Source organism: Streptomyces atratus (genome assembly GCF_014648655.1).
Lineage (GTDB): Bacteria > Actinomycetota > Actinomycetes > Streptomycetales > Streptomycetaceae > Streptomyces > Streptomyces atratus.
In genome coordinates this window covers 1-562 of sequence record NZ_BMRN01000236.1, presented here as the reverse complement: position 1 = coordinate 562, position 562 = coordinate 1, and the positions used below count along the sequence as shown (strand labels likewise).

Annotated in this window: 1 protein-coding gene; it reads left to right on the top strand. The window is 69.9% G+C overall.

Going from position 1 to position 562, the window contains the following annotated elements; translation table 11 throughout:
- Positions 1-26: 26 nt before the first annotated feature.
- Positions 27-562: AMP-binding protein (locus IEZ15_RS44270; RefSeq protein ID WP_308427529.1), on the top strand; the 536-nt coding region annotated here is incomplete at its 3' end.

Here is a 562-nt window from a genome sequence, read left to right as displayed (position 1 = left end):
TGGGGGATCTGGCCGGGGTCTCGTCGATGGTGGTCGGTTCGGAGGGGATTGAGCCGTCGTTGGCGCGGGAGTGGGCGCGGGGGCGCAGGTTGGTGCATGCGTACGGGCCGACCGAGGCGACTGTGATCACGGCGGTGGGTCGGGTGGATCCGGACGGGTCGGGGGCGGTGTCCTTCGGTGGTCCGGTGGCCAATACGCGGATGTTCGTGCTGGATGAGTTCCTGCGGCCGGTGGCGCCGGGTGTGGCCGGTGAACTGTATGTGGGTGGCGCGCAGTTGGCGCGTGGGTATGTGGGGCGTGCGGGGCTGACGGCGGAGCGGTTCGTCGCCGACCCGTTCGGTGCTGCTGGTGAGCGGCTGTACCGCACGGGTGATGTGGTCCGTTGGACTGTCGAGGGTGAGCTGGTCTTCGTCGGGCGTGCGGACGAGCAGGTCAAGATCCGTGGTTTCCGTATCGAGCCGGGTGAGGTCCGGTCGGCGGTGGCCGGGTGCCCGGGTGTCGCGCAGGCCGCGGTGGTGGTGCGTGAGGATGTTGCGGGGGACCCGCGTCTGGTCGCGTATGT